The 20,671-nt window shown below is 49.9% G+C and carries 21 protein-coding genes; 2 read left to right on the plus strand and 19 right to left on the minus strand.

Translation table 11 applies throughout. The features are described from left to right. Positions 1-60: 60 nt before the first annotated feature. The 17 genes from HV832_RS09955 to HV832_RS10035 form a co-directional block, all read right to left on the minus strand. Positions 61-2,331 carry an arginine/lysine/ornithine decarboxylase gene (locus HV832_RS09955; protein WP_176803689.1) on the minus strand — a complete coding sequence of 757 codons (2,271 nt, stop codon included), beginning with the start codon at positions 2,329-2,331 and terminating at the stop codon, positions 61-63. Positions 2,332-2,649: 318 nt separating this feature from the next. Beyond that, positions 2,650-3,438 carry a MipA/OmpV family protein gene (locus HV832_RS09960; RefSeq protein ID WP_176803690.1) on the minus strand — a complete coding sequence of 263 codons (789 nt, stop codon included), beginning with the start codon at positions 3,436-3,438 and terminating at the stop codon, positions 2,650-2,652. Between the two features lie 14 nt (positions 3,439-3,452). Then, positions 3,453-4,025: a DUF4337 domain-containing protein gene (locus HV832_RS09965; protein ID WP_176803691.1), complete on the minus strand. Its 573-nt coding sequence runs from the start codon at positions 4,023-4,025 to the stop codon at positions 3,453-3,455. A 9-nt stretch (positions 4,026-4,034) separates the two neighbouring features. Continuing rightward, entirely contained in the window at positions 4,035-4,517 is a 483-nt protein-coding gene (locus tag HV832_RS09970) for a dihydrofolate reductase (protein WP_176803692.1), read from the minus strand. A gap of 14 nt (positions 4,518-4,531) precedes the next feature. Further along, complete coding sequence (locus HV832_RS09975; RefSeq protein WP_176803693.1) at positions 4,532-5,326, minus strand: thymidylate synthase; 795 nt, start codon at positions 5,324-5,326, stop codon at positions 4,532-4,534. Between the two features lie 193 nt (positions 5,327-5,519). Then, complete coding sequence (locus tag HV832_RS09980; protein ID WP_176803694.1) at positions 5,520-7,133, minus strand: sensor histidine kinase; 1,614 nt, start codon at positions 7,131-7,133, stop codon at positions 5,520-5,522. 191 nt (positions 7,134-7,324) lie between these two features. Then, positions 7,325-7,519, minus strand: a complete 195-nt coding sequence (iscX, locus tag HV832_RS09985) for a Fe-S cluster assembly protein IscX (RefSeq protein ID WP_176803695.1) — start codon at positions 7,517-7,519, stop codon at positions 7,325-7,327. A 40-nt stretch (positions 7,520-7,559) separates the two neighbouring features. After that, positions 7,560-7,898 carry an ISC system 2Fe-2S type ferredoxin gene (fdx, locus tag HV832_RS09990; protein WP_176803696.1) on the minus strand — a complete coding sequence of 113 codons (339 nt, stop codon included), beginning with the start codon at positions 7,896-7,898 and terminating at the stop codon, positions 7,560-7,562. 31 nt (positions 7,899-7,929) lie between these two features. Beyond that, positions 7,930-9,795, minus strand: a complete 1,866-nt coding sequence (gene hscA, locus HV832_RS09995) for a Fe-S protein assembly chaperone HscA (protein WP_176803697.1) — start codon at positions 9,793-9,795, stop codon at positions 7,930-7,932. A gap of 71 nt (positions 9,796-9,866) precedes the next feature. Next, positions 9,867-10,370 (minus strand): Fe-S protein assembly co-chaperone HscB, encoded by a 504-nt coding sequence (gene hscB / locus HV832_RS10000; RefSeq protein WP_176803698.1) that lies wholly within the window; start codon positions 10,368-10,370, stop codon positions 9,867-9,869. A gap of 17 nt (positions 10,371-10,387) precedes the next feature. Continuing rightward, positions 10,388-10,711 (minus strand): iron-sulfur cluster assembly protein IscA, encoded by a 324-nt coding sequence (gene iscA / locus HV832_RS10005; protein WP_176803699.1) that lies wholly within the window; start codon positions 10,709-10,711, stop codon positions 10,388-10,390. Between the two features lie 43 nt (positions 10,712-10,754). Next, the gene (gene iscU, locus HV832_RS10010; RefSeq protein ID WP_176803700.1) at positions 10,755-11,141 is read right to left on the minus strand and encodes a Fe-S cluster assembly scaffold IscU; all 387 of its coding nucleotides are present in this window, start codon (positions 11,139-11,141) and stop codon (positions 10,755-10,757) included. A gap of 54 nt (positions 11,142-11,195) precedes the next feature. Then, on the minus strand, positions 11,196-12,449 hold the full coding sequence (locus HV832_RS10015) for an IscS subfamily cysteine desulfurase (protein WP_176803701.1): 1,254 nt from the start codon (positions 12,447-12,449) through the stop codon (positions 11,196-11,198). 15 nt (positions 12,450-12,464) lie between these two features. After that, positions 12,465-12,947: a Fe-S cluster assembly transcriptional regulator IscR gene (gene iscR / locus HV832_RS10020; RefSeq protein ID WP_176803702.1), complete on the minus strand. Its 483-nt coding sequence runs from the start codon at positions 12,945-12,947 to the stop codon at positions 12,465-12,467. 136 nt (positions 12,948-13,083) lie between these two features. Then, complete coding sequence (locus HV832_RS10025) at positions 13,084-13,875, minus strand: substrate-binding periplasmic protein (protein WP_176803703.1); 792 nt, start codon at positions 13,873-13,875, stop codon at positions 13,084-13,086. A gap of 302 nt (positions 13,876-14,177) precedes the next feature. Then, positions 14,178-15,689 carry an L-piperidine-6-carboxylate dehydrogenase gene (gene amaB, locus HV832_RS10030; protein WP_176803704.1) on the minus strand — a complete coding sequence of 504 codons (1,512 nt, stop codon included), beginning with the start codon at positions 15,687-15,689 and terminating at the stop codon, positions 14,178-14,180. Between the two features lie 178 nt (positions 15,690-15,867). Next, on the minus strand, positions 15,868-16,959 hold the full coding sequence (locus HV832_RS10035; RefSeq protein ID WP_176803705.1) for a saccharopine dehydrogenase family protein: 1,092 nt from the start codon (positions 16,957-16,959) through the stop codon (positions 15,868-15,870). A 141-nt stretch (positions 16,960-17,100) separates the two neighbouring features. On the opposite strand from HV832_RS10035, the gene HV832_RS10040 reads away from it, so the two are divergent. Then, positions 17,101-17,547: an Lrp/AsnC family transcriptional regulator gene (locus HV832_RS10040; RefSeq protein ID WP_176803706.1), complete on the plus strand. Its 447-nt coding sequence runs from the start codon at positions 17,101-17,103 to the stop codon at positions 17,545-17,547. A 50-nt stretch (positions 17,548-17,597) separates the two neighbouring features. Here HV832_RS10040 and HV832_RS10045 read toward each other — a convergent pair whose 3' ends face one another. Both HV832_RS10045 and HV832_RS10050 read right to left on the minus strand, forming a co-directional pair. Next, on the minus strand, positions 17,598-17,924 hold the full coding sequence (locus HV832_RS10045) for a hypothetical protein (protein WP_176803707.1): 327 nt from the start codon (positions 17,922-17,924) through the stop codon (positions 17,598-17,600). Between the two features lie 102 nt (positions 17,925-18,026). Then, positions 18,027-18,341 carry a hypothetical protein gene (locus HV832_RS10050; protein ID WP_176803708.1) on the minus strand — a complete coding sequence of 105 codons (315 nt, stop codon included), beginning with the start codon at positions 18,339-18,341 and terminating at the stop codon, positions 18,027-18,029. A gap of 241 nt (positions 18,342-18,582) precedes the next feature. On the opposite strand from HV832_RS10050, the gene HV832_RS10055 reads away from it, so the two are divergent. Continuing rightward, positions 18,583-20,670 carry a prolyl oligopeptidase family protein gene (locus HV832_RS10055; RefSeq protein ID WP_176803709.1) on the plus strand — a complete coding sequence of 696 codons (2,088 nt, stop codon included), beginning with the start codon at positions 18,583-18,585 and terminating at the stop codon, positions 20,668-20,670. Position 20,671 lies beyond the last annotated feature (1 nt).

A 20,671-nucleotide genomic window follows, 5' to 3' on the forward strand; every position in this document is an offset into this window, starting at 1 on the left:
ATCCCTGACAGACGGTTGTCTTCAGGGATTTTTTAGATGAGGACTTCGCGATCGGAGTTTTTATTTTCCCGCTTCTGCAGCCTGTTTGACGCAATCGACAAAATATCCACGTTTCCCATCTAGCTCAGCTTTGACCAAGCCATGGCAATCTGTTTCAAAGCCCGGAAATTTTTCGTTAAAATCCCGCACGAAACGCAGGTAATCGACGATCGTCCGGTTAAAACGTTCCCCCGGAATTAACAGAGGAATACCTGGTGGGTAGGGCGTCAGCAGAATTGCAGTGACCCGGCCTTCCAGCTCATCAATCGATACACGTTCAATTTCTCGATGCGCCATCATGGCGAATGCGTCAGATGGTTTCATGGCGGGCTGCATGTCGGACAAATACATTTCAGTTGTTAGTCGAGCAACGTCGTGTCCTTTATAGGCTTCATGGATGCCCTGGCACAGATCTTTCAGACCAACACCTTCGTAACGTGGATTGGCGGCTGCAAATTCGGGCAAAATACGCCACATCGGCTGATTTTTATCGTAATCGTCCTTGAATTGCTGCAAAGCGGTTAGCAATGTATTCCAACGGCCTTTGGTAATGCCGATCGTAAACATGATGAAGAAGGAATACAGACCGCATTTTTCTACAATCACGCCATGCTCAGCCAGATACTTGGTCACAATTGATGCCGGGATGCCTGTTTCACCGAACTTACCTTCGAGAGACAGGCCGGGAGTAACGATGGTTGCCTTGATCGGATCCAGCATGTTGAAGCCAGAGGCCAGTTTGCCAAAACCGTGCCAGTCGTCTTCGGCACGGATGACCCAATCTTCTCTGGAGCCAACGCCGTCTGCGGCGAATTCTTCCGGTCCCCAGACCTGAAACCACCAGTCCTGACCCCATTCCTGATCGACCTTGCGCATGGCACGGCGGAAGTCCAGCGCTTCCAGAATCGACTCTTCGACCAGAGCTTCCCCACCAGGCGCTTCCATCATGGCTGCAGCGACGTCGCATGATGCAATGATCGAATATTGCGGAGAAGTAGACGTATGCATCAGGTAGGCTTCATTGAAGCTGTCTTTATCCAGCTTCACAGTTTCCGATTCGCGCACCAGGATCTGGGACGCCTGGGAAATACCAGCCAGCAGTTTGTGCGTGGATTGGGTTGAGAAAATCATGGATTTTTTTGCTCTTGGCCGGTCTTTGCCAATGGCATGCATATCCTGATAGAAGGGGTGGAAGGTGGCATGTGGCAACCATGCTTCGTCAAAGTGCAGGGTGTCAATTTCGCCATCCAGCATGTTTTTTAATACTTCAACGTTGTACAGCACGCCATCATAGGTCGATTGTGTAATCGTCAGAATTCGGGGTTTTTTGTTTTTTGCTTCGCGCGCAAATGGATTAGCTTCGATTTTTTTGCGAATGCTTTCCATACTGAATTCTTCCAGCGGAATAGGGCCGATGATGCCAAGATGATTCCGGGTAGGCATTAAAAATACCGGAATTGCGCCGCACATGATGATGGAGTGCAGTATGGATTTATGGCAGTTGCGGTCGACCACGACGATGTCGCCTGGCGCTACGGTGGAATGCCAGACCATCTTATTCGAAGTCGATGTGCCGTTAGTGACGAAGTAGCAGTGATCTGCATTAAAAATACGTGCCGCGTTACGTTCTGAGGCGGCTACCGGACCGGTATGGTCAAGTAACTGTCCGAGTTCTTCTACCGCGTTACAGACGTCGGCACGTAACATGTTCTCACCAAAAAACTGGTGAAACATCTGACCGATCGGTGACTTCAGAAAAGCCACGCCGCCGGAGTGCCCAGGGCAATGCCAGGAGTAAGAGCCATCGTTGGCATAGTGCACCAGCGCGCGGAAAAATGGCGGTGCCAGACTGTCGAGATAGGATTTTGCTTCCCGGATGATATGACGTGCAACGAATTCAGGAGTGTCTTCAAACATGTGAATGAAGCCATGCAGTTCACGCAGGATATCATTCGGAATGTGGCGTGAGGTCCGTGTTTCACCATACAGATAAATCGGGATATCTGCATTTTTATACCGGATTTCCTCTACAAAAGCGCGTAATGATTTCAGTGCGTAATCAGTCTCTTCATCGCTGCCATCACCGAATTCTTCGTCATCAATCGACAGAATAAATGCTGATGCACGCGATTGTTGTTGAGCGAACTGAGACAGGTCGCCGTAGCTGGTCACGCCGAGGACTTCCATGCCTTCTGATTCGATAGCGTCTGCGAGCGCACGGATCCCCAGGCCGGAGGTATTTTCGGAACGGAAATCTTCGTCAATGATGACAATGGGGAAGCGGAATTTCATGGAAGTCTCCAAAAAACGTCGTACAAGGGAGACGCCTGGGCAAGTTTGGTAACCGCTTGCGCGCCGAAAAATTCAAAGAGCGAATTCTCTCAGATATGTGAGGGATAATGTAGAAAAAAAGAGTGAATTTTCAGGATTTCCTGCATATTTCATCGGATGGTCATGAAGTGCCAGGTGAAGATGAAAAGTGGCGGGGCGGGGGAATGTGTCAGATTGAATTTCTGGTAATGCGGAATATTTGAGGTGACATGCAAAAAAGGGCATAGTTTGCACTGTGCCCTTTTGTTGCTGGTTACTGATCTGGTCAGTCGCGTCGGATCAGAACCGGTAGCTGGCAGCCGAATAGACGGTGACCGGAGTCCTGTCAAATACAAACGGACTCTTGGCGGCGTCCCCTGACAGTCGACTAATGGATGCACCGGTCGTGAGAGACCAGTTGGTATCGATATTCCAATGCCAGCTGGCATGCAGACGAATGTCGGTCAGTCCTGCTGTTGGTGTGTATTGCGCATATCCACTGGCAAGGGATTGCTGTGGTGTGACACCGAAATACGATTGCTGATATGCGCTGTTAGCCCAGTTTGCACCAATCGTGGCAGAGAGCCTGTGCTGACTGTTGAGCGCGGTGGAAATGCGGCCGCCAAGGCTGATCTGCAGTCCGTTATGGTCGATCCCTGATCCATACCGTAAGGATGACAACAGGGAATAATTCGGTGTAAACGAGTAATTCAGGAAAGCACCGGGTTCCAGTGCGGTATTCACATCGCCTAACCCGTGTAATTTAGTCGAACGTGATTCGTCGCGCGCAGCCTCAAGCGACATGCGCAGACCATACTGCAGCCCTTGGATTTTGGAAAAGTTATAACCTAAACCATTAACCGCACTGAAAAAAGCACCGTTTTTCCATTGCCCATCAAATAATGGATAAGCAGTAACACGATGCTCGTCCGAGCCTTTGTACTTGGGCAGATAGAGTGCTGCTGCACCTAAGGAAAAATTTACGTCTTTTGGCAGATAGTATTCTGGAACAATTTGCACAAAATCGGCTGTCTGAGCTTGCGCCGTCACTGCACCTGCGAGCAGCAGGATACCGAGAAGTCGTTTCATATTAATCTCTCAAATCAGATGTGTAGCCAGGCGAGCCCGGCCAGTATAACGCCAATACCGGCCACGCCATATGAAGCATATTGCAACCATTTCTTTTTTGTTAATAAAGTAATGGCCGCGAGAGAAATGGCAATTTGTACCGCCGTCATCGCCTGTGCCCAGCGATGATGCTGATGCATGGCTTCTTCGGACTTGTGATCCCACTCTCTGGATTCGGCCTCGAGCTTTTCGGCATCCTGCTTGATTTGCTCTTTTTCACTTTCGTAACGGGCGATCTTGGCTTTGTATTTTTCCTCATCTGCCCCGGGCAGAATCAGCGCCAGCTCTGCCAGATTCTGCTTATTCGACTTTGATTGATAAAAATTCCATTGGTTCGCTGCCGCGGTCTTTTTGATGGAGGCCTCATTTTTATACATAGCCGCATTATTTTGGGTCGCGCCGCCTTCGTAGCCAAACAGCGCGCCGACTGTTGCCATGATGGCGGTCATCACCGCGATGCGGCTGGCGAACTCATCGCCGCCATGTTCTGCCACATGTTCAAGTTCATGATCGTGTGGGCCATGCACGTGAAAGCCTTCAGATGACATAAGCAATCCTTAAATTTTTTCGTAAGTAACAAAATCGTAATGTAGTTGCCGAGGTTCGGAATAATGAGATTCTCTACTGATTTCTTTCCATTGTGTTGGTTCAATATAAGGGAAGAATGCATCACAGGGGAATTCCTGTTGTATTTCTGTGACGATCAATTGATTAGCCAGTGGCATCGCCTGAGCGTATATTTGGGCGCCGCCAATAACAAAAGCGGATTGTGCTGCCAGCGCTTTTTGTGCAGCTTCGAGCGAAGGAAATACTTCGGTACCTTCATGTTGCCATGTTGCGTTGCGGCTGATGATGATATTGCGCCGGTTTGGAAGCGGACGGCCAATGGACTCAAAAGTTTTTCTTCCCATAATGATCGGATGACCGCTGGTCATTTTTTTAAAATGTGCCAGATCTTCTGGTAAGTGCCAGGGCAGGGTATTGTTGATACCGATGCCAGCGCGTTTATCCGTCGCAACGATAATAGTCAAAGAAGACATGTTGATGACATTTCCTATACGGCGACTGGCGCTTTGATATGTGGATGAAATTCATAATTAATGAACTCAAAATCTTCAAAGCGGTAATCAAATACAGATCCGGGATGGCGGAGAATCCGTAACTGCGGCAAAGGCAGCGGTGTGCGCGATAGTTGTTCTTCGACCTGTTGCAAGTGATTGGAGTACAAGTGGCAGTCTCCGCCTGTCCAGATGAACTCTCCCACATCCAGCCCGGTTTGCTGAGCAATCATATGGGTCAGCAAGGCATATGAAGCAATATTAAACGGAACACCAAGGAAAATATCAGCACTGCGCTGATAAAGCTGACAGGATAATTTTCCATCTGCGACATAAAATTGAAAAAGGGCATGACATGGCGGCAGTTTCATCTGTGGAATATCGGCTACGTTCCATGCTGAAACGATCATGCGTCTTGAATCCGGGTTGTTGCGGATCTGGTCGATCAGCTGTGCGATCTGATCAATATGCTGACCATCCGGTGTTGGCCAGTTACGCCACTGTGAGCCATAAACTGGCCCCAGGTTACCGTTTTCATCAGCCCACTCATCCCAGATTGAAACGCCGTTATCTTTCAGGTATTGAATATTGGTCGAGCCAGCCAGAAACCAGATCAATTCATGGATAATCGATTTCAAATGTAGTTTTTTAGTGGTGATCAGCGGAAAACCTTGCTGCAGATCGAAGCGCATCTGATAACCGAATACCGAAATAGTGCCGGTTCCTGTCCGGTCGGTCTTTATTGTGCCGTGATCCCGCACATGCCGCATGAAGTCGAGGTATTGGCGCATAAATGAAGATGTGAGAAGTAGTGGTGCGTAGTATACCAGCAAGCTGCGCCGGCATTTTCGGATTAGGAGTTGTTTGAGAGTAAATTTTTCAAATCCGGGCTATCATTTGTTTTTTTGCTTTTAATCCAAAAAACAATTCAGGAATTTCGGAATATTGAATTTTCTGTTGAACGATTTTGTCGGGAATATATGCTTACTGATCTTTGAACAGCGGATCTTTCTCATCCTTGTCACCGGGAGCAATCAGGGGAAGACGAATTTCGAAACGTGTACCTTGATCAGGTACGCTGGATACGTGGATGGTTCCGCCGAGTACATTGGTGACGATATTAAACGTAATGCTAAGCCCCAGGCCGCTACCGCCCTGACCAAACTTTGTGGTGAAGAAGGGTTCAAAAATCCGGTTAATAATTTCTTGTGAAATTCCTTTACCGTCATCGGTGAAAATCATGAGTACAAAAGCGCCTTGTTTTTTTGCCGTACAGCGCATGTGACCAGAACTGCGTCCTTCCAGGCCATGAATGACTGCGTTATTGACCAGGTTCGTAAATACCTGTCCCAGCAGCCCGGGGTAACTATTCAGCTGGATGTCGGGGGGAATATCCAGTTCCAGTATGAACGGGGTTTTGCGCAGACTGGAATGCAGCAGGGCAGTCAGTTCCTGAAGTGTGATCAGTAAATCAAAGGTGCGCCGCTGGGCGCTGGACTGATCAACGGCGACTTGTTTGAAGTCGCCTACCAGATGGGCAGATTGTTGTAATCCGCGCAACAATAATTTGGTAGAGTCGACAGCTGTTGTTGCATAACGGGTCAGATCCGAACGTCGAATCTGACCACCTTCCACCATCTCCAGCAGACGACGTGTTTCCTCTTCGAGGGTGCTGGCAACCAGTAAGCAATTACCAAGCGGCGTATTCAGTTCGTGAGCAACACCTGCTACCATGGAACCCAGTGCTGCCATGCGTTCAACCCTGGCTAGCTCAGCCTGTGCTGTATTCACATTATGCAGTGCTGCTTCCAGATTATGGTTGACTGATTCCAGTTCCTGAGTTCTCTGGCGTACTTTGGATTCCAGCGTGCTGGAATATTCCAGTAATTGCTGATTTTTAATTTCGAGCTCGCCAAATGACCGTTTCAGTGCCTGCCGCGTGGCTTCCAGACTGTTTGCCAGATGTCCGAGTTCATCTTCCCGGTTTAAAGCGATCGGGTCATTTAATTCGCCGTTGGCAAGTCTGTCCGATTCATCCATCAGTAATTTGACCGGTCTGACCAGTCGCCATTGCAGCACCAGCAAAATAAAAATAACGGCCAGCAGCAGCGACAATACAGCTGTCGTCACATAACGCCGGAAGTCGGAGCGTAGACTATCTTGCAACAGATCTTCGGCTAATGTCAGTTTTACTTCGCCGATGATTTGTCCACCATGCCGTATTTCACGCGTCATGCTGGTGAATGGGCCCTTTTGCGTTGCGCGCCGGGTATCATTTTTAATGAATTCTTTACGATCCGGCAAGGTAGTAACTTCAATGGTGGCAACACGAGGATCGGAGTAAACCACCTCGCTCGAAATATTGGCAATTTCAGGAGTGATTTGCCATAGAGGCTCACTCAGGATAACAGATAAAATTTCAACCAGACGGTTATGGTCTTCTTTGTTGCGAACCCGTGCTGCCTGTTCGATTGTATGCAGATGGTAAGGCACTAAAATCGCGGACGGCACCATCAGTCCGAATATGACAGCGGCAATAATGGCCAGACGAAGCGTGATCCGGCTGCGGATAGAGGAAAGTACATGTTGAAACCACATTGCCATATCCTAATTTGTCACTGTTCTGTGGGATGCAGGGGCAGGTGCGGTAACCCCCCGTCTGCACGAAGCAAGACACGTCTAGCATATTGGCGACGTCGCAATATTGTAGACAATCAAGAAATAGTAAGAGTTTTTTTATGTTTCAGCAAGAAATCAAATGTGTTACTGGTGGCAACACAACAATTTATTTAACGTGCTTCTTCAATCCATGCTGCTTGAATTGCCTCAAGTATTTTCTCTCCGCCGCGCAGATGATCATCATTGAAACCTTCCAGATCGACGATCCAGTTATGCAGGTCGGTAAAACGGACGGTTAAAGGATCAATCCCGGGAAATTTGTCGTACAGTGCCCCGGCAATTTGATGTGTATCTGTCCATTTCATAATTTCCCCCTTCAGTGGCTGATTGGAAAGACGTGGCTGGTCAGTGATTTTCCCGTGCGTGATTGATCGTGTATTTGGGGATTTCAATCGTAATATCCTGCTTCCCCAGTTTTACCTGGCACGACAGGCGGGAAGTGGATTCCAGTCCCCATGCCGCATCCAACAAATCTTCTTCATCATCGCTGGAAGAATTTAATGATTGAAAGCCTTCGCGGATGATGACGTGGCAGGTGGTACAGGCGCAGGACATTTCGCAGGCGTGTTCAATCTCCACATCATTTTCAACCAGTGCCTCACACAGAGACTTACCTTCCGGAACCTCAAGCACAGTTCCCTCTGGACAAAGTTGTGCATGCGGTAAAACGATAACTTGTGGCATAGTAGGCCTCGATTCAAAAATAGTATGCCGTTCAGGCGATTTCATCCAGTTTTTTTCCAGTCAGAGCGTGGCGTACACTCTGGTCCATGCGTCGAGCTGCAAACTCTTCCGTTCCTTGCGCCAGCGTGTCGATGGCATGGTGCAGAGCCTGATGATCTTGTTGCTGCATTAACTCCCTGACCCGATGCATTAGTGTCTGAATCACGGTATTTTCGGCATCGTTGATCAGATGCCGGTCCGCATCCAGCGCAGACTGGGTAGCGAGCAGAATTCTTTCTGCTTCCACAAGTTCTTCGCGTAATGCCCTTTGCTGCATGTCGCTGTCTGCTGACGAGAATGAGTCTTGTAGCATGCGGGTGATATCTTCGTCTGCCAGTCCATATGATGGTTTCACTGTCACCGCAGCTTCTATGCCGGAACGTAATTCACGGGCGGAAACAGAGAGCAAACCATCCGCATCGACCTGATAAGTAATGCGAATACGCGCCGCACCTGCCGCCATTGGTGGGATGCCGCGTAATTCAAAACGCGCCAGAGACCGGCAATCGCTGACCAGTTCGCGCTCTCCCTGTACAACGTGAATTGCCATTGCAGTCTGGCCGTCTTTGAAGGTCGTGAATTCCTGCGCCCGGGCACACGGAATCGTGGAATTGCGCGGGATGACTTTTTCAGCCAGTCCACCCATGGTTTCCACTCCCAGAGACAGTGGAATGACGTCGAGCAGCAGCCAGTCATCTCCCGGCGCCCGGTTTCCTGCTAACAGATTTGCCTGAATGGCCGCGCCAAGTGCTACGACTTTGTCCGGATCGATATTGGCAAACGGCGTGGTCTGGAAGAATTCGCCGACAGCCTTACGCACGTGCGGCATGCGGGTTGCGCCGCCAACCAGCACTACTCCGTCGATATCGTCTGCTGACAGACTGGCATCGCGCAAGGCTTTGCGGCATGGGGTGATGGTTTTTAAAACCAGATTCTGCGTCATCTCGGCAAACTGCGCGGCATGAATCTGAAGATGAACGCTCTCGCCAGAGTTCAGTTTGGCATCAATGTAGGTATGTGGCTTACTGGAGAGAGTTTCTTTGGCTTCGCGCGCTTTCACCATCAGCAGGCTGGTGTCCTCGTCGGACAGGGGCGCCAGCTTTGCTTCCTGCAAAATCCAGCAAAACAGACGATGATCAAAATCGTCGCCACCGAGTGCCGAGTCGCCACCGGTAGAGAGAACCTCAAACACGCCTTTACTCATGCGCAGAATGGAGATGTCAAAAGTGCCGCCACCCAGGTCGTATACGGCGTAAGTGCCTTCTGACGCATTGTCGAGGCCGTAGGCAATTGCGGCAGCGGTTGGTTCATTCAGCAATCGTAACACGTTAATCCCTGCCAGTTTGGCCGCATCTTTGGTGGCCTGACGCTGTGCATCATCGAAATAGGCGGGCACTGTGATGACGGCGCCTACCAGATCATCTCCCAGAGCATCTTCTGCCTGCTGGCGTAAGCTTGCCAGAATCTGCGCGGATACTTCGACCGGGCTTTTGATTCCTGCTATGGTTTTCAGTTTCACCATGCCTGGCTCGTCGTGAAAGTCGTAGGGAAGATTTTCAGCGTAAGCAATATCTTTCAGGCCGCGTCCCATAAAGCGCTTGACCGACACAATCGTATTTTTGGGATCATTGCTCTGTTCGACCTGTGCTTTGAAACCGATATGTGCATGACCGTTTGGCAAATAGCGCACGACCGATGGCAGCAGCGGGCGGCCTTCTTCGTCATTTAATACTTCGGGAATGCTATTGCGAACGGTGGCAACCAGCGAATTGGTGGTGCCGAGATCGATGCCGACTGCCAGTCTGTGCTGGTGAGGGGCAGTGGACATGCCGGGTTCGGAAATCTGCAGTAATGCCATGATGATGTTGTCGGGGATGGTTGATCCATCCGGTTAGCACACAAAATGTGCGAATTTAACGGGCGTCGATACTATTCTTCTAAAGCAGCAATATCGGCGATGAATTTTTCCAGAAACATGCAGGAACGGATGTGCTGCGATGCCATAGCGAAGTCCTGATTGTTCAGCGTATTAGCGACTTGCTGCAATTGTGTTTTGAGCGCATCGTGCAATGTGGTTTCCAGCTCCATCAATGCATGTATATCGTTCAGGTGGCGCGCTTCTTCAAAAGCCTCGCGCCATTCCATTTGCTGCATCAGAAACTCTGCGGGCATGCTGGTATTGGATTCGCTTTGCAAATTCACGCCATGCAATTCACACAGATAGGTCGCGCGTTTAATTGGCTTTTTCAGTGTCTGATAGGCTTCATTGGCGCGGGTGGCCCATTGCATGGCAATCCGCTTTTCTGCATCGGTAGCCTGAACAAACTTATCTGGATGAACCTGATTCTGCACTTCGCGATAGGCCGCGTTGAGTCGATCCGTGTCAAGCGTGAACTGTACCGGCAACTGGAATAATTCAAAGTGATTTTGCATTGCTGATTTTCGCAGGATTAAATACGGAAACTTTCACCGCAACCGCATTCATCCTTGACATTTGGATTGTAGAATTTAAAGCCTTCGTTCAGACCTTCACGTGCAAAATCAAGTTCTGTGCCGTCAATATAAGGAAGGCTTTTCGGATCCACAAACACTTTAACGCCATGCGATTCAAATACCTGATCATCACTGCCGATTTCATCCACATATTCCAGCTTGTACGCCATGCCTGAGCAGCCAGTCGTGCGCACACCGAACCGGAGTCCGATACCTTTGCCACGGCGTTCCATGTAACGGGTAACGTGTTTTGCTGCTTTTTCTGTGAGTGTGATTGCCATGATGTGTCTGCCTTTGCTGCCTTAATCAGTCCCTCTGTCGCTCTTAGCCTGCATTGTGCTTGTTTTTGTAGTCCAGCACGGCAGCTTTGATCGCATCTTCAGCCAGAATCGAGCAGTGAATCTTTACTGGCGGCAATGCCAGTTCTTCTGCAATTGCCGTGTTTTTGATTTCGAGTGCCTGATCCAGGGTTTTGCCTTTCACCCATTCTGTGACTAGTGAGGATGAGGCAATAGCTGAGCCGCAACCATAGGTTTTGAATTTGGCATCTTCAATCAAGCCGTCAGCGCCAACTTTGATCTGCAGTTTCATGACGTCGCCGCAGGCTGGTGCCCCGACCATACCGGTTCCGACACTATCGTCGCCTTTTTCAAAAGCGCCTACGTTACGCGGGTTTTCGTAGTGATCTAAAACTTTATCTGAGTAAGCCATGATATTCCTCCCTCTGTTCGTTAAGCCGCATTCATTGCGGCTGATGCCCGTTGTTTAGTGGGCTGCCCACTGTATTGTCGAGATATCGATACCGTCTTTATACATATCCCACAGTGGAGATAATTCACGCAATTTTCCTACCTTTGATTTCAGTAGATTGATTGCGAAATCAATGTCTTCTTCAGTGGTGAAGCGACCGATAGTAAAGCGGATTGAGCTGTGAGCCAATTCGTCGCTGCGTCCCAGTGCGCGCAACACATACGATGGTTCAAGGCTTGCAGAGGTGCAGGCTGAACCGGATGAAACAGCAATATCCTTGACTGCCATGATCAGCGATTCGCCTTCAACGTAATTAAAGCTCACGTTGAGGTTGTGCGGCACGCGGTGTTCCATGTCGCCGTTGACATAGGTTTCCTCGATTTCCTGCAAGCCTTTGGCGAGACGGTCACGCATTGCGCGGATATGCGTCAATTCGCTGGTCATTTCTTCTTTTGCGAGCCGGAATGCCTCACCCATACCGACGCATTGATGCGGTGCCAGCGTACCGGAGCGGAATCCCCGTTCATGGCCACCGCCATGCATCTGCGCTTCCAGGCGAACCCGTGGCTTGCGGCGGATGTAGAGCGCGCCAATGCCTTTCGGACCATAGCTCTTGTGCGCAGAAAAAGAAACCAGGTCAACTTTGACTTTTTCGAGATCAATCTCGACTTTGCCAGTCGCCTGCGCAGCGTCTGAGTGAAACACGATTCCTTTTTCCCGGCACAACTCACCGATTTCAGCGATGGGTTGCACTACACCGATTTCATTGTTGACCCACATGACTGATACCAGAATCGTATCCGGACGAATCGCATCTTTCAATTGTTGCAGTGTAATCAGCCCGTTGTCTTGTGGTTGCAGATAGGTTGCCTCAAAGCCTTGGCGTTCCAGTTCGCGCACGGTATCGAGCACAGCCTTGTGTTCGGTTTTGACTGTAATGATGTGCTTGCCTTTGGCTTTGTAGAAATTTGCAGCCCCTTTTAACGCCAGGTTGTTGCTTTCTGTTGCGCCCGACGTCCAGATAATTTCACGGGGATCGGCATTGACCAGTGTCGCAACATTGGCCCGCGCTTCTTCCACAGCTGCTTCAGCGTCCCATCCATACATGTGACTGCGAGACGCAGGGTTGCCAAACTGAGCCCGCAAAAACGGAATCATCTTGTCGGCGACGCGTGGATCAACCGGTGTTGTGGCCGAGTAATCCATGTAAATCGGAAAATGCGGTGACTTCAGTGTGTCCAGCAGGCTTTGTTCCAGTGGTGCATTCATTCGGGACTCCAATATTCAAGAGGCAGTGTGGTTGGCATGATTGTTATGCACGACCACAACGTGGTTTTCCGGGTTTTTCTGTTTTTGCTGATTGACCAGATCCTGTAGAGAAACAGAGTCCAGATAATCGACCATTTTGGCGTTCAGCGTCGCCCATAAATCATGGGTCATGCAGTGCAGACCGTTGGCATGATCGCTGCCGTGACAGTTGCCTTTGCCGCCGCATTGTGTGGCATCCAGCGGTTCATCGACCGCAATGATGATGTCTGCGACGGTGACATACTGTGCTTTGCGGGCCAGATTATAGCCGCCTCCGGGACCGCGCACAGACTCGACAATTTCATGACGGCGCAGTTTGCCAAACAGCTGCTCAAGATAAGACAGGGAAATATCCTGACGCTGACTGATACCGGCGAGCGTGACAGGTCCCTGATCCTGGCGGAGGGCCAGATCAATCATGGCGGTGACGGCAAAACGTCCTTTGGTCGTAAGGCGCATACAATAAGCTCCGGTATGTCGGGGGAGGTGCAATAAACTGAATACCCTGAGTTGTTGAGCATTTTTATCAAGTATAGCAAACTTGAGCAATTTTGTCAGGTAATGCCCATGTATGGGCTGAGGGTCAGGGGTGGTATCAGAGTTCGTTCCGGTCTAATGGTAAAGATTCTGCTTTCAGCAGAGGGTTGTTGAGTTCAATGACGGTTCGATTGCGTATCCTGGCTCTTTGAATGGTTGAGCCGAGATATTGCTGGAACAATTTTTCAAACTGGCCATTTTTCAGCATTTTCTCCAGCCCTTGCTGCAGTGCTTTGGCGACATCCGGTTTTCTGGGGGAAACAAAAAAATACAGAGCGGTGGGGTAATGTAATGCAATCGCATCATCGATATGCAGACCGATAGATCGGTAAGTATCCAGTTCCTTCTGAATTTCCAGCATTGATCGCGGGAAGTAGTCGAAACGCCCGGCGCGCAGCATGAAAAACAGCGGCTCATAAGCGGTGGCAGTCATCACTGTCAGGTCATTCTGGCGCAGAATACCGACATCCGGCCAGTCAAAGCCCTGACCAGCAGAAAATTTTCTGAGGTCATCAAGAGATTTAACCTGATGCAACAGCTTAGGGTTAACAACAAGCGCCAGTCGCCAGCCGAAAAGACCTTTATCGATCGGAATCCGGATCGGGATCAATTGTTTTTCGCGCTCATCGGTAGTGACCGTCCACATCACATCAATGGAGCCCATTCCTGAGGTCATCTCATAGATGGCGCGCGCCTGCTGCATAGGATCTTTGCTCGGAATTAACTCGTAATGCTGGTTATCCAACGCAAGAGCATCTGACAGCAATCGCATAATGTACTTGCCGTTGGGGTCGGCATCCATTGACTGTCTGGGGTATCGGACAAATTGTGCTTCTTGTGCGCTGAGCATAAGCGGAGCACATAGTAAATACAACGACAATAAACGGAAAAGTACAGAAGGGATCATGATCGAAACCTGATCAGATGATCTGGCTGAAATAGGAATATGGTCGTTATTCTGATTTTTTATGCCGTCTGATTGAATTCTTTGGGGAAGGCAGATTGCACTGTAATTATAAGTCTTGTGCTTGAGAGAAAGATGGTCTTGTGGTAATCCTTATGTCAACAGTTGTTAAATTTTTTATGCTTTGGGGAAATAAAAACCCTTCCGGTGAAGGAAGGGGAGATAAATCAATGCACTTATGCGTGGACTCAGATATCGAAACTGATTCCTTGCGCCAGCGGCAAAGCGTGGCTGTAGTTGAAGGTGTTGGTCGTTCTGCGCATATACGCTTTCCACGCATCGGAGCCGGATTCACGTCCACCGCCGGTTTCTTTTTCTCCGCCAAATGCACCGCCGATTTCCGCACCGGATGGGCCGATGTTGACGTTGGCAATACCACAGTCGCTGCCGGCAGCAGAAACGAACAGCTCGGCTTCGCGCATGTCGGTGGTGAAGATCGAAGAAGACAAACCTTGCGGCACATTGTTATTCCAATCGATAGCTTGCTGGAGGTCGTTGTAAGGAACGATATACATCAGCGGCGCAAAGGTTTCGTGTTGCATGATGTCGGCCGGTGCGCTGAGTTCGGCAATTGCCGGACGGACGTAAAAACCTTTTTCGTAACCGGCTACATCAATACGATGGCCACCGCTGATTTTCGCACCCTGACCGATCGCCTGATCTATCGTTTTTTGCAGGTTGTTATAGGCCATTTCATCAATCAGCGGGCCAACCAGCGTGCCGGACGTCAGCGGATTGCCAATTGGCAGACCTTCGTAGATTTTCTTCAGACGTGGCACCAGTGTGTCGTAAATGCTTTGATGAACAAACAGGCGGCGCAGGGTGGTGCAGCGCTGACCGGCAGTGCCTACTGCAGAGAAGATAATGGCACGTACCGCCATTTCCAGATCGGCACTTGGCGCCACGATCATCGCGTTATTGCCGCCCAGCTCAAGAATGCTGCGCGCCAGACGTTTGGCGCAGACCTCGGCGACCTGTTTGCCCATGCGCGTACTTCCAGTGGCGCTGACCAGTGCAACTCTGTGATCTGCCACCATTTGTGCGCCGCTGTCGCGTCCTCCAATAATCAATTGCGTAAGAGCAGCCGGCGCGTCACTCCCGAAGCGCTGTGCAGCTTTTATGAATAGTGTCTGGGTTGCGATGGCAGTCAACGGTGTTTTTTCTGAAGGTTTCCAGATCACGCTATCTCCGCAGACAATGGCCAGTGCCGCATTCCATGCCCAGACTGCAACAGGAAAATTGAATGCTGAAATGATTCCGACGGCACCGGCAGGATGCCATTGTTCCATCATCCGGTGTCCGGGGCGTTCGGATGCAATGGTCAGGCCATAAAGCTGGCGCGACAGGCCCACAGCAAAATCGCAAATATCGATCATCTCCTGAACTTCGCCGAGACCTTCCTGTAGAATTTTTCCGGCTTCCAGAGTGACCAGTTGCCCCAGTTCATGTTTGTATGTGCGCAATTCTTCGCCGAACAGCCGGATAAGCTCCCCGCGCCGTGGGGCTGGAACAGTCCGCCATGCCAGATAAGCCTGGTGAGCTTCTTGGATGCGACGTTCAATAATGCTGGTGCTGTCGGCCTTCAGACTGGCGAGTAATTTTCCATCAATCGGGGAGATGCTGTGTATATCGCTTCCTGCGTAACCATCAAGTGTTACGCCAAGTTTGCCGAGTAGGCTGTCAATCGAAGAAATTGTCATGGTAAATCTCGCTCTGTTTGTGCCGGAAGTTTTTGCCTGCTAAGCAGAAAAACAAAATCCGGTATAGGGTTATGACGATCAGGTACGATATTGCAAGGATTGCAGCAAGTGTTGTCAATCCGGATGCAGATGGCGCCCCTGAAAAACCAGTGGCGCGACAGATTCTGCATCAGTACTGTCAGACAGCATAGTATTTGCCGAAGCGGTTGCTCAGGAAGTCAGTCAGGCGGGTCTGCTCTTGTCTGACCAGACCATGCTGCGGTAATTTGCCGGTGACAACCAGATCCACCATCGTGCAGATACCAGATGCCGTTGTGAGTTGAATCGCCGACAGCAATTGCCCGTTCACATGCTGCGCATAGATTTTTTTGGCATAAGATTCTTGCTCCAGTCTGCCATTACGGGTTCCGACGACGCTGACAAAGACCAGCACGACATCCTGCTTGGTCATTGGAATGGAAGTTTCCAGAACATCTTTCAAAATCGGGCGGCGCTCGAGTTTGCCCAGTTCGAGATCGCGTATCAGCATTTTGACGATATCACGGTGCCCCGGATAGCGGACAGTTTTGTAATTCAGGTTTTGCACCTTACCTTTGAGACTTTCACACAGTGTCCCCAGACCGCCGGAGGTATTGAACGCTTCGTAATCAATGCCATCCAGAGAGAAGTGCTCAATTTCTTCAAGCGCTGCTGTTTCGCGCAATTCCCCGTCGACAATAGCTTCACACGGATTGCAATATTCATTAATCAGGCCGTCTGTACTCCAGGTCAGGTTGTATTTCAGGGCGTTATTCGGGAAAGTCGGCAACGCGCCGACGCGCATGCTGACGTCGCGTAAGGAGTCAAAGCGGCTGGCAACATCGTTCGCAACGATGGAGATGAAGCCGGGCGCAAGTCCGCATTGAGGAACGAAGGCGCAATCAGCACCTTCCGCCAGTTGTTTGACGATGCGGGTGCTTTCAACGTCTTCGGTCAGATCGAAGTAATGCGAGTGCGCTGCCCTGGCTGCGCCGGCAATCACCGGGGTCAGGAAATATGGGCAGGCAGACAGTGTGACCTGATGCCCCTGAATTAAGCAGGTCACGGCTGCCTGATCGCCGAGATCTGCCTGCACGATACGGGTATTCGGGAAGTTGGCTTGTGCCACATACTTCAGGCGCTCCGGATCGCGATCGGCGACTGTGATGTCGTAATCACCGGTATGGGAGAGCAGGTTCAGAATGGCATCGCCGATTTTTCCGGCACCCAGCAGGATGAGTTTGGTTGTCATGATTATCTCCAGGTAATTTTTGTGGATTAAAAGTCGCTGGAGAAAGTCTAGATGCAAATTTTGTCAGATAATAGTCTCTAAATTATCGTCAATATGCCATTATTTAATACAATATGACGATATATGAATATGAAATGATATATGAAACCAGAGCTTGATGAAATTGATAATAAGGTGCTGGCATTGCTGATGGATGACGCCAGGTTACCCGTAACGACAATTGCAAAGCAGGTCGGTGTTGCACGCACAACGGTGATTGCAAGGATTGCCGCTTTAGAAAAACGTGGCGTAATCGCTGGTTACGGTGTCAAGCTGAATCAGAAAGTGATTCAGCCGGCAGTGCGGGCGTATGTGGGGTTGTCGATCGAGGCACGTTATGCGGCAGCTTTGATCAGATATCTGCAGCATTTGCCGGAAACAGAAACTTTATGTGCGGTGAGCGGTGCGATTGACTATATGCTGACATTGCGCTGTGATACGACCGATACGCTGGACCGGTTGCTGGATCATATCGGCGCGATGGATGGTGTGCGCCAGACTTCCACTTCAGTGATTCTGAGCAAGCGGATTGACCGGGCTGCCTTGTAGCCGGTGCAACAATTCAGGCAGGCATCGACCGATTTTGGCATATGACCTGCTCAGGAGTTGCTTGGGGCTTTGATCTGCGCTTTCTTGTCATAGACACCCGGCTTTTTAGGGGAAACTATTTCCGAGAAATGCGAATTTGATTGTTGCAACAGCTGTAAATGAACGGAAGCGCGATCAACACCGCTACGATCCAGTTGTGTCTGGATTTGTGCGTTGGCACTGGCCGATACAGTTTCAACAGCAGTATCAACCGTGCTCCGGTCTTGCTGAGTCTGTGGCAGCGATGCAGAAGTCATCGCCAGCCCTGCATTGCAAACGCTAACACCAGCTAATGTCGTGATGAAAAGCAAACCGGGAAGTAGGGATTTTTTTAACATGATTGCCTGCTATGAAAAATGTGAGACAAACTTTCTTTGATTCCGGACGATAAAACTCAATCTTTGGTAAATATATCACCATCTTTGTCCTGATGGTGCTTGTTATACGAGCAACGCTGCTTTTTTCTGCACTCTTGCTTTTGCATGCCGGATTTGCCGATCTTGTTGATCGAATGCAATTTTTTCTTCTGAATTCAATCGTTTTCCCTGAATCAGCACGGTTTGCACTGTTGCGTCTGATTGCGCGAAGTCGTAAGCGATTTTTTCTTGCTCCGTCATTCGCTGGGCTGCTATGGTAACGGTAGGGATAGTCAGAGCGGTTTCAGTCTGGTGCTGAAAAGCTGCTCCGACTACTATGGTAGCAGCAAATATAGCGATGGTTAAGATACTTTTGTCAGAACGATTGAGTGATTTCATGATGATTCTCCTCATTGGCGGTTTCGATGCTTGCACTGTAGATAAGCTTGCGTATTACTGCCACCGGATTGCGACGAAATGCAGAATGCGGAGGATGAAATTCAGGAAACAGAGACTGGACGGGTGAATGCAAAATAACAAAAATGATCATTTTTTTTGTCTTGCGAACCACAGCGTCAACTGGGCAATCTGTGCGGCAGGAATAACCTATCTTTTGCTTTTCTTGCTTTGGACTGTTCCTGTGCATGCTCAGATACAGGCATGGGGCAATTACCCGCCAGTGCCACGTGATACTGAAGATGGTAAGACCGGGACTGGCTATGACGCGACAGATCCTTTACGTCTGCTGGAAAATACGTCTGACCCTGTGATCCGGTCATGGTTGTCAAGGCAAAACGCAATCACCAAAAACATAATAGGTCTGATTGCGAAGCCTGAACCGATTTCTTCACCAGTTGTCATGCGTGAGGAGGATACTCCACCAGAGCCGGATGCTGTCTGGCTGGACTTGAAGACTCTGCAGGTGTACACCATGACGGGAAGTGATGGCAATACACGCATTCTGCAGCGTGATAAAACATTTGGAACCGAAAAGGTATGGTATGTGACCAGTCAAGGGGAGCGTATCGGCAAATTCTTCGTTTCTGCTGATAAAAATAAACTGGCGTTTTTACTGACGGATAGCAAAAATACGCTCACCAGCAAACTGCGGTTTATCCAGATCGATGGCGGTGGACTGATGAAGGATATGCTGAACGATGTGGACGGCGTGTTGCCCGCAGTGATCTGGCGTTCTGACGGTCAGGGAGTTATTTATGCACGCTGGAATCAGACTGGCAGCACAGTGAAAACCGAAGTCCGGCAACATTTGCTTGGACAGACAGTGACGCGAGACCAGAGCATTTTCCCCGGAAAAAATAAACTCAAATCAGTCCCGGGTAGCAGCTACCGTTTGCAATTTTCTCCTGATGCGGCGCTTGTCTTGCTGGAATTGCAGCAACCGGGGTTAGCTGAGCGCAGTTATTTTTATGCCAGAAACAGCGACATCAATGGACTCAACACACGATGGAAATCATTGGCGACAACCAGCGATCGTGTCCGGCAGGTGGTGCTGACAGCGGATGGTTGGTACATATTGTCTGTTAAGAAAAATCCGCAAGGCAGTATTTTAAAGATAGAGCCGAAAGTGCCGCAGTTGAGCAGGGCAAAACTGGCTGTTGAAACTGATCAGAGTCAGGTAGTGGAGCTGGCAGTCGCTGCGAATGGCTTGTATTGGCATGCTCGTATTGGGGGGACGGATAAACTCATGCAGTCCACATTGAACGGAAAAAATATCAAAGAAGTGACGCTGCCGTTTCAAGGTAAATTAAGCCGGCTGCAGGCGGGGACATCAAAAAGCGGAGCCAGCTTTGTACTTGAATCGGCATCGGTTGCGCCGTCTGCTTACCGGGTTTCTGAGCAGGGGGAAATTCTGCCGTTTGCTGCGCAGAAAACATCCATGTCCTTGCCATTCACAGAAAAACGCTTATCCGTGAAGGCGGCGGACGGACGACTTTTGTGGGCAACCCTGATTAGCCGTAATCCATTACCCTCAGATGACAAACTACCGCATGGCCCGACGTTGTTGCAGCTGGAGTACGATAGCGCAGATTCGTCTGATCTGGCATACGAGGCATCGCGCCTTGAGTGGGTCAGGCGCTATGGAACGCTAATTGTATTTCGGTGGTTTCCGGCTGTGGCAATGAGCAGAGCTGCTCCGGCTGTCAGGGATGATCCGGCGGCGGATGTGATCCGGCTAATCGAGCTACTGCAGAAAGAGCATCTGGTGCAACCGGGAACATTACTGGCTCAGGAGTTGATCAGTGGACGTAATGCCGTTTTGCTTGCAGCATTGCGCCGTCCCGACTTGTTTGCTGCAATGCATGTCAGAAATTGCCTTAGTCAGGCAGAATCTGTAACGGTAGTGCAGAAAGCGGAAAATCACGGAGCTTTGCGGAACACGCAGAAACCGGCGGGCAATGCAGCAGCTCTGACGGATTCTCCTTATGAGCAACTGCGATCGGGAGTGGCTTATCCGGCAATGCTGTTTTCCGCCACAGGCGAAGTGGGGCAGGCGCCTGTGTGGATGTCAGCCAAAATGGCGGCTGCCCTGCAGCTGTTGAATACAGACAAAAGTCATCCTGTTTTACTGCGGACGGCCCCGGAGTCTGCCGATGTGGCTGACCCGACGACAGATATGGTCAGTGGCTGGGCTTTTTTGCTGTGGCGGGCAGGGGAGCGAAATTTTTCTCTGCAAGCCGGAAAGCCGGGCGGGAAGCAGCCGAAATAAC

It is taken from the genome of Cognatundibacterium oligocarboniphilum (assembly GCF_013377855.1).
Classification (GTDB): Bacteria; Pseudomonadota; Gammaproteobacteria; order Burkholderiales; family Burkholderiaceae_D; genus Undibacterium; species Undibacterium oligocarboniphilum.

Excerpts from the sequence above, each read along its gene's own strand:
- HV832_RS09955 (WP_176803689.1), bottom strand. The coding sequence starts at position 2,331 with ATGAAATTCCGCTTCCCCATTGTCATCATTGACGAAGATTTCCGTTCC.
- HV832_RS09960 (WP_176803690.1), bottom strand. The coding sequence starts at position 3,438 with ATGAAACGACTTCTCGGTATCCTGCTGCTCGCAGGTGCAGTGACGGCG.
- HV832_RS09965 (WP_176803691.1), bottom strand. The coding sequence starts at position 4,025 with ATGTCATCTGAAGGCTTTCACGTGCATGGCCCACACGATCATGAACTT.
- HV832_RS09970 (WP_176803692.1), bottom strand. The coding sequence starts at position 4,517 with ATGTCTTCTTTGACTATTATCGTTGCGACGGATAAACGCGCTGGCATC.
- HV832_RS09975 (WP_176803693.1), bottom strand. The coding sequence starts at position 5,326 with ATGCGCCAATACCTCGACTTCATGCGGCATGTGCGGGATCACGGCACA.
- HV832_RS09980 (WP_176803694.1), bottom strand. The coding sequence starts at position 7,133 with ATGTGGTTTCAACATGTACTTTCCTCTATCCGCAGCCGGATCACGCTT.
- iscX (WP_176803695.1), bottom strand. The coding sequence starts at position 7,519 with ATGAAATGGACAGATACACATCAAATTGCCGGGGCACTGTACGACAAA.
- fdx (WP_176803696.1), bottom strand. The coding sequence starts at position 7,898 with ATGCCACAAGTTATCGTTTTACCGCATGCACAACTTTGTCCAGAGGGA.
- hscA (WP_176803697.1), bottom strand. The coding sequence starts at position 9,795 with ATGGCATTACTGCAGATTTCCGAACCCGGCATGTCCACTGCCCCTCAC.
- hscB (WP_176803698.1), bottom strand. The coding sequence starts at position 10,370 with ATGCAAAATCACTTTGAATTATTCCAGTTGCCGGTACAGTTCACGCTT.
- iscA (WP_176803699.1), bottom strand. The coding sequence starts at position 10,711 with ATGGCAATCACACTCACAGAAAAAGCAGCAAAACACGTTACCCGTTAC.
- iscU (WP_176803700.1), bottom strand. The coding sequence starts at position 11,141 with ATGGCTTACTCAGATAAAGTTTTAGATCACTACGAAAACCCGCGTAAC.
- HV832_RS10015 (WP_176803701.1), bottom strand. The coding sequence starts at position 12,449 with ATGAATGCACCACTGGAACAAAGCCTGCTGGACACACTGAAGTCACCG.
- iscR (WP_176803702.1), bottom strand. The coding sequence starts at position 12,947 with ATGCGCCTTACGACCAAAGGACGTTTTGCCGTCACCGCCATGATTGAT.
- HV832_RS10025 (WP_176803703.1), bottom strand. The coding sequence starts at position 13,875 with ATGCTCAGCGCACAAGAAGCACAATTTGTCCGATACCCCAGACAGTCA.
- amaB (WP_176803704.1), bottom strand. The coding sequence starts at position 15,689 with ATGACAATTTCTTCGATTGACAGCCTACTCGGCAAACTTGGCGTAACA.
- HV832_RS10035 (WP_176803705.1), bottom strand. The coding sequence starts at position 16,959 with ATGACAACCAAACTCATCCTGCTGGGTGCCGGAAAAATCGGCGATGCC.
- HV832_RS10040 (WP_176803706.1), top strand. The coding sequence starts at position 17,101 with ATGAAACCAGAGCTTGATGAAATTGATAATAAGGTGCTGGCATTGCTG.
- HV832_RS10045 (WP_176803707.1), bottom strand. The coding sequence starts at position 17,924 with ATGTTAAAAAAATCCCTACTTCCCGGTTTGCTTTTCATCACGACATTA.
- HV832_RS10050 (WP_176803708.1), bottom strand. The coding sequence starts at position 18,341 with ATGAAATCACTCAATCGTTCTGACAAAAGTATCTTAACCATCGCTATA.